This window comes from Massilia sp. S19_KUP03_FR1, assembly GCF_036688685.1.
Taxonomy (GTDB): Bacteria; Pseudomonadota; Gammaproteobacteria; order Burkholderiales; family Burkholderiaceae_D; genus JALYUM01.
In genome coordinates, this window is sequence record NZ_JAQQPS010000024.1 from 81285 (window position 1) to 88535 (window position 7251).

Consider the following 7251-nt stretch of genomic DNA (forward strand, 5'->3'; position numbering starts at 1 on the left):
TGTCGCGATCTTAGCAGCTGTGCGGGCCCGCTTCGTTCGCGTAATATTTATCCCTCGAACATGCGTGAGGAAGCAGATGAAACATACCGGCAATACCATTCTGGTTACGGGAGGCGGCAGCGGCATTGGGCAAGCGCTGGCGCATCGCTGGCACGATGCGGGCAACCACGTCATCATCACCGGCCGCCGCGAGGCGGTGCTGCAAGAGGCCATCGCCGGGCGCGCGCGGATGGCAGCGTATGTCCTCGACGTCACGGACGACGGCGCCGTGGATGCATTCGTACAACTGGTGCTCGCCCAACATCCCCGCCTCAACATCCTGGTCAACAATGCCGGTATTTACAGCCCCGAGAGGGTCACCATGCGGCGCGACCTCGCAGCCGCCGGGCGCATGATCGCGACCAATCTGCTGGGGCCGATTCGCATGACGAACGCCCTGATCGACCATCTGGGTGCACAGCCAGACGCGGCGCTCATCAACGTGTCATCCGGACTGGCCTTCGTTCCCTATCCGGCCGCGCCCACGTACAGCGCGACCAAGGCGGCCATGCATTCGTATACGGCGGCGCTGCGTCCGCTCCTGGCGGGCAGCGTCGAGGTGATCGAGATCGTGCCGCCACAGGTGCAGACGGAACTGGCGCCGGGCCAGTCGCTCGACCCGAACAGTATGCCGCTCGCGGCGTTTGCCGATGAGGTCATGGCGCTGCTGCACGCGGCGGACACGCCCGCGGAAGTGTGCGTGGAAGGTGTGCGCTACTTCCGCGAGGCCGAGGCCAATGGGCAGTTCGGCACCGCGCTGCAGATGCTGGCGCAGTACAGCTGAGGACGGCGTCTGCCGTCAAAAGCCCTTGCTGACCGTCATCCACGCGCGCACTGACGACTGTGCTCCGACGATGACCGGGGCGTTGCCGATCGGCGTGGCCAGCGACAGGTTGGCGCGCCACGCGTCCGGGCCGTTCCACGCCAGGCCGACGCCGGCGCCCGACAGCCGGGCGTGGTTTGTGCCGGCCGTCCAGGTATCGTGGTTGATGGTGACACGCGCGCTGTCGATGAAGGCGCTGGCCTGCAAGGCGCCGACGCCAAGCTGGCCCAGATCGTGGCGCAGCTCCGCCGACGCGATGTAGCCAGTGTCGCCTGACACCGCGCCGATGTCGTAGGCGCGCACGGAATACGGGCCGCCCACGGTCATTTTTTCGGCCGAGTCGAGGTTGGCGTTGGCCCACTGCACGCCGAGATTCAGGAACAGGGTGTCGCGCGCACCCAGGCGCTGCAGGCGCGAGGCATTCGCATTCCACTTCGAGAAGCTGCCGCGCGTGCGCGCCGTGGCGGCGTCGAGCTGTGCGGCGGCGCTGTCGTCGAAGCCGGTGCGTCCGCGCGTCCAGCCCAGGCTCCAGGCGTTGACGGCGCCGCCCAGCAGTTCCTCGCGCAGGTCGCCGTTCAGGCTCAGTACCCAGTTGTCCAGGTGGCGGTCGGTGCGGACATCGAGCACGCCGATGTGGTCGCGCAAGCGCTTGGCGTCGTACTGGAACTGGGCGTACAGGTTGGCCTCCCGGCTACGCAGCAGCGCTTGCTTGACCCAAGCACTGCTGACGCCGGCCATGCCGTACGGGTCGAGGCTCTCGACCTCGCCGTGCAGGTCGTAATGGACGCGCGAATAGGCGATGCCGGCCCGGGTGCCCTGGCCGCTCAGCAATGTTTCGTAGCCCAGCCTGCCGTAGGTCATGCCCCTGAAGGTGGAAAGGACGCTGGCGTCCAGAACGTCGCCACGGTGCAGCCCATTGGTGACGTACAGGGTCGTGCCCAGGCGCATGCGGCCGATGTAGCGGTTGCCACCATTGTCGAGCGTCAGGTTGGCGAAGGTGGTCGGGGCGGCACGGGTGGCGACGGTGAAGTCGGCCGCGCCCACCGCGGCGCCGGGTTTGATCAGCGCTTGCACCGCCACGCCCGGCACGTCAGACAGCAGCAGCAGGGCGCGGTCGAGTGGGTCGCCTGCGATGGGCTGGCCCGGCTGCAGCCCGGCCAGGATGGCCACCAGGAGCGGATTGCCGACCTGGCTACTGTTGTCCAGTTTGATCGCGCCGTAGTTCGCTTCGACCACCTGGATCACGACCTGGCCCGCCTGGATGCTTTGTGCCGGCACCACGGCCCGGCTCAGTGGATAGCCACGCTCGCGGTAATACGCGGTGATGCGCGCGGCCAGCTGTTCGAGCTGGGGCAGGGTGACGGTGCTGCCTTCGGCGCTGGCCACCAGCGCGTGCAGCACCTCGGTGGAGAATGCCGTGTTGCCGACGATGCGGATGGCTTTCAGGGCGAACGGTTGCGAGGCCGGCAAATTGGTGGCGCTAGCGGCGTCGATCTGGAGCGCCGGACGGCCGGGCTGTGGCGCGGGCGGGCGCGCCGGCTGTTGCTGCTGCAGGATCGTACCCGCGTTCGGGACCGCCTGGTAAGCGTGCGCCTGGAGTGACGCGGCCAGCAAGGCTGCGACAAGGGGGGGCGTGGACAGGGGTTTCATGGATCGCATCATTGTGGGCTGTTGTTGGCCAGGGCCGGCAGTTGCATGCCGCCGTCCACGATTTGAAGCAGCGGGGCGCCTGGGCCGGCGCCGAAGCGCGTGTTAATCAGGGTACTGCGGGCCGGCGCTGCGGGTTTTTCTTCCGGCGCAGGGGTGGGCGCGCTACCGACCTCGTTGGCCGTCGACGACAGGATCAGGGCCTGCGGCTGTGCGCTCGTTTGCGGCGCCAGGACCGTCGACTGGACCTCGTTGACCGTCGACGACAGAATCAGGGCCTGCGGCTGTGCGCTCGTTTGCGGCGCCAGGACCGTCGACTGGACCTGGGCGACGGCGGCGCGCACCTCTGGTATCACCACCGGCACCACCGGCAGCGCCACGATGCTGGCCAGCGCCGTGGCCTGGTCGACGATCGCGTAGTTGCCGGCGTCGGCACCACCATAGACATTGCTGAGATTGACGGTTTTGCCGGCGCCGGCGCTGGCATCGCTGAATGCACCGGTGGACACCACGCTGAGGCTGTCCGCGCCAAGCTTGCCGGCCAGGTTCACGGCGGCCGTGCTGACGGTGGCCGCCGTGGTGCCGTCGAACGGTTTGTCGCTGGCGCTGATGCCGCTCACGACCAGCGGCGCCGGCGTGATGGTGGCGCGCAGGCCGACCGGTGCGACGACGTCGTAGTTGGCGGCGTCCGTGCCGGCCAGCGTGTAGCCGCTCACCTGCACCTGTTTGGCGGCGCCCACGTTCTTGTCGGCGAACGTGGCGCGCGCGGCGCCGCTCAGCGTCACCGCATCGGCGCCGAATGGCGTGACGGCCGCGGTGCCGCCCAACGTGGCGGCGCTGCTGCCGTCGTACACCTTGTTGCTGGCAGTGATGCCTGTCACGGCGAGGGAGGCTTTGCCGATGTCGGCGCGCAGGTTTTGCGGCTGCAGGATCAGATAATTGACGGCGTCGGTGCCGGTCAATGCGAACCCGCTGGCGGTCACCAGTTTGGCGGCGCCCGCGTTCTTGTCGGCGAACGTGCCGCTGCCATTACCGGTGACGCCGACCACGTCGCCTGCAAGGCCTGTGACGCTGGCGTTGCCGCCCAGCGTCGCGGTGGCCGTGCCGTCATAGGTTTTAGCGGCGGCCGTGACGCCGGATACGGCCAGGCTGGCGCGCGCGATGTCGGCGCTCAGACCGGCTGGCAGCACCAGTTTGTAGTTGCCGGCGTCCGGGCCCGCCAGCGTGTAGTCGCCGACCGTCACAGCCTTTGCGATGCCGACGTTCTTGTCAGCAAAGCTGGCGCTGCCGGCGCCGGCCAGGTTGACGACGTCGCCGCCCAGCGCCGCCACGGCGGCGCTGCCGGACAGGGTTGCCGTGACGCTGGCGTCGTAGGTCTTGCTGTTGGCGGTGAGGCCGGTCAGCGCCAGATTGGCCTGGGCGATGCTGGCCGTCAGCCCGGCAGGCGGGACGAGGTTGTAATTGCCGGCGTCAAGGCCGGTCAAGGTGTAGCCAGTGACGGTCACGGCCTTGCTGGTGCCAACGTTCTTGTTGGCGAACGTAGCGGCGCCGGAGCCGGTCACATTCACCACGTCGCTGCCGATCGCGGTCACGCTGGCGCCGCCGCTCAGCGTGGCGGTATTGTTCGCGTCATAGACCTTGTCGAGCGCCGTGATGCCGGTCAGCGCCAGGTTGGCCTGGGTGATACTGGCCGTGAGGCCGGCCGGCTGCGTGATGGTGTAGTTGCCAGCATCCGTGCCGCTCAGGGTGTAGCCGGTGACGGTGACGGGCTTGCTGGTGCCGACGTTCTTGTCGGCAAAGCTTGCCGAACCGGCGCCGGCGACACTGACGACGTCGCTGCCGAAGCCGCTGACGCTGGCGCTGCCGGCGAGCGTGGCGGCAGTGCTGGCGTCGTAGGTTTTACCGGCGGCGGAAACGCCCGTCACCGCCAGATTGGCCTGGCTGATGGTGGCGGACAGGCCGGTTGGCGCGACGATGGCATAGTTGGCGGCGTCAAGGCCGGCCAACGTGTAGCCGGTGACGGTAACAGGTTTGCTGGCGCCAACATTCTTGTTGTTGAAGGCGCCGGCGCCGGTGCCGGCGACGGTGACGACATCGCTACCGAAGGCGGCCACGCCGGCAGTGCCGGAGAGGGTCGCGGCGACGCTGGCGTCGTAGGTCTTGTTGTTGGCGGTGAGGCCCGTCAACGCCAGATTGGCCTGGGCGATGCTGGCCGTCAGCCCGGCAGGCTGGATCAGGTTGTAATTGCCGGCGTCAGTGCCAGTCAAGGTGTAGCCGGTGACGGTCACGGGCTTGCTGCTGCCGACGTTCTTGTTGGCAAAGCTGGCCGATCCGGCGCCGGTGACGCTGACCACGTCGCTGCCGAGGGCGCTGACGCTGGCGCTGCCGGCGAGCGTGGCGGTATTGGCCGCATCATAGGTTTTGTCGAGCGCCGTGATGCCGGTCAGCGCCAGGTTGGCCTGGCTGATGCTGGCCGTGAGGCCGGCCGGCTGCGTGATGGTGTAGTTGCCAGCATCCGTGCCGCTCAGGGTGTAGCCGGTGACGGTGACGGGCTTGCTGGTGCCGACATTCTTGTCGGCATAGTTGGCCGACCCGGTGCCGGCGACACTGACGACGTCGCTGCCGAAGCCGCTGACGCTGGCGCTGCCGGCGAGCATGGCGGTAGTGCTGGCGTCGTAGGTTTTACCGGCGGCGGAAACGCCCGTCACCGCCAGATTGGCCTGGCTGATCGTGGCGGACAGGCCGGTTGGCTGGACGATGGCGTAGTTGGCGGCATCGGCCCCGGCCAGTGTGTAGCCGGTGACCGTGACGGGCTTACTGGCGCCAACATTCTTGTCGTTGAAGGCGCCGGCGCCGGTGCCGGCCACAGTGACGACATCGCTACCGAAGGTGGCCACGCTGGCAGTGCCGGAGAGGGTCGCGGCGACGCTGGCGTCGTAGGTCTTGCTGTTAGCGGTAAGGCCCGTCAACGCCAGATTGGCCTGGGCGATGCTGGCCGTCAGCCCGGCAGGCTGGATCAGGTTGTAATTGCCGGCGTCAGTGCCAGTCAAGGTGTAGCCGGTGACGGTGACGGGCTTGCTGCTGCCGACGTTCTTGTTGGCAAAGCTGGCCGATCCGGCGCCGGTGACCCTGACCACGTCGCTGCCGAGGGCGCTGACGCTGGCGCTGCCGGCGAGCGTGGCGGTATTGGCCGCATCATAGGTTTTGTCGAGCGCCGTGATGCCGGTCAGCGCCAGGTTGGCCTGGCTGATGCTGGCCGTGAGGCCGGCCGGCTGCGTGATGGTGTAGTTGCCAGCATCCGTGCCGCTCAGGGTGTAGCCGGTGACGGTGACGGGCTTGCTGGTGCCGACATTCTTGTCGGCATAGTTGGCCGACCCGGTGCCGGCGACACTGACGACGTCGCTGCCGAAGCCGCTGACGCTGGCGCTGCCGGCGAGCATGGCGGTAGTGCTGGCGTCGTAGGTTTTACCGGCGGCGGAAACGCCCGTCACCGCCAGATTGGCTTGGCTGATCGTGGCGGACAGGCCGGTTGGCTGGACGATGGCGTAGTTGGCGGCATCGGTCCCGGCCAGTGTGTAGCCGGTGACCGTGACGGGCTTACTTGCGCCAACATTCTTGTCGTTGAAGGCGGCGGCGCCGGTGCCGCTTACGTTGACGACATCGCTACCGAAGGCCGCTGCGCTGGCAGTGCCGCTCAGCGTGGCGGTATTGTTCGCGTCATAGGTCTTGTTTAGCGCCACGATGCCGGTCAGCGCCAGATTCGCCTGGGCGATGCTGGCCGTCAGCCCGGCAGGCTGTAGCAGGTTGTAATTGCCGGCGTCAGTGCCGGTTAAAGTGTAGCCGGTGACGGTGACCGGCTTGCTGCTGCCGACGTTCTTGTCGGCAAAGCTGGCTGATCCGGCGCCGGTGACGCTGACGACGTCGCTGCCGATGGCGCTCACGCTGGCGCTGCCGGCGAGTGCGGCGCTATTGTTCGCGTCATAGGTCTTATCGAGCGCTGCGATGCCTGTTAGCGCCAGGTTGGCCTGGCTGATGCTTGCCGTCAGTCCGGCCGGCTGCGTGATGCTGTAGTTGGCTGCATCCGTGCCGCTCAGGCTGTAGCCGGTGACGGTAACGGCTTTGTTGGTGCCGACATTCTTGTTGGCAAAGCTGGCCGACCCGGTGCCGGTCACGCTGACCACGTCGGCGCCGATGGCGCTGACGCTGGCGCTGCCAGTGAGGGTGGCGGCGTTGCTGGCGTCATAGATTTTACCGCTGGCGGAGAGGCCCGTCACCGCAAGCGTGGCCTGCGTGATGTTGGCGGACACGCCGGTTGGCTGGACGATGGCGTAGTTGGCGGCATCGGTCCCGGCCAGTGTGTAGCCGGTGACCGTGACGTGCTTACTTGCGCCAACATTCTTGTCGTTGAAGGCGGCGGCGCCGGTGCCGCTTATGTTGACGACATCGCTACCGTAGGCCGCTGCGCTGGCAGTGCCGCTCAGCGTGGCGGTATTGTTCGCGTCATAGGTCTTGTTTAGCGCCACGATGCCGGTCAGCGCCAGATTCGCCTGGGCGATGCTGGCCGTCAGCCCGGCAGGCTGTAGCAGGTTGTAATTGCCGGCGTCAGTGCCGGTTAAAGTGTAGCCGGTGACGGTGACCGGCTTGCTGCTGCCGACGTTCTTGTTGGCAAAGCTGGCTGATCCGGCGCCGGTGACGCTGACGACGTCGCTGCCGATGGCGCTCACGCTGGCGCTGCCGGCGAG

3 protein-coding genes are annotated in these 7251 nt (G+C 67.5%); 1 reads left to right on the forward strand and 2 read right to left on the reverse strand.

Annotated elements, in window-relative coordinates; genetic code table 11:
• The first annotated feature begins 76 nt into the window (after window positions 1-76).
• Complete coding sequence (locus V6M87_RS22775) at window positions 77-823, forward strand: SDR family oxidoreductase (RefSeq protein ID WP_332878958.1); 747 nt, start codon at window positions 77-79, stop codon at window positions 821-823.
• Window positions 824-838: 15 nt separating this feature from the next.
• Here the strand turns inward: V6M87_RS22775 and V6M87_RS22780 are convergent, their stop codons facing one another.
• Together V6M87_RS22780 and V6M87_RS22785 are read right to left on the reverse strand one after the other, a co-directional pair.
• Window positions 839-2512 carry a ShlB/FhaC/HecB family hemolysin secretion/activation protein gene (locus V6M87_RS22780; RefSeq protein WP_332878959.1) on the reverse strand — a complete coding sequence of 558 codons (1674 nt, stop codon included), beginning with the start codon at window positions 2510-2512 and terminating at the stop codon, window positions 839-841.
• Window positions 2513-2520: 8 nt separating this feature from the next.
• A complete protein-coding gene (locus V6M87_RS22785) occupies window positions 2521-7233 on the reverse strand; it encodes a beta strand repeat-containing protein (protein ID WP_332878960.1) in 4713 nt (1570 codons plus the stop codon).
• Window positions 7234-7251: the final 18 nt, after the last annotated feature.

What these genes read in the sequence shown, in the direction of transcription:
- V6M87_RS22775 (WP_332878958.1), top strand. Translation starts at nt 77, where the DNA reads ATGAAACATACCGGCAATACCATTCTGGTTACGGGAGGCGGCAGCGGC.
- V6M87_RS22780 (WP_332878959.1), bottom strand. Translation starts at nt 2,512, where the DNA reads ATGAAACCCCTGTCCACGCCCCCCCTTGTCGCAGCCTTGCTGGCCGCG.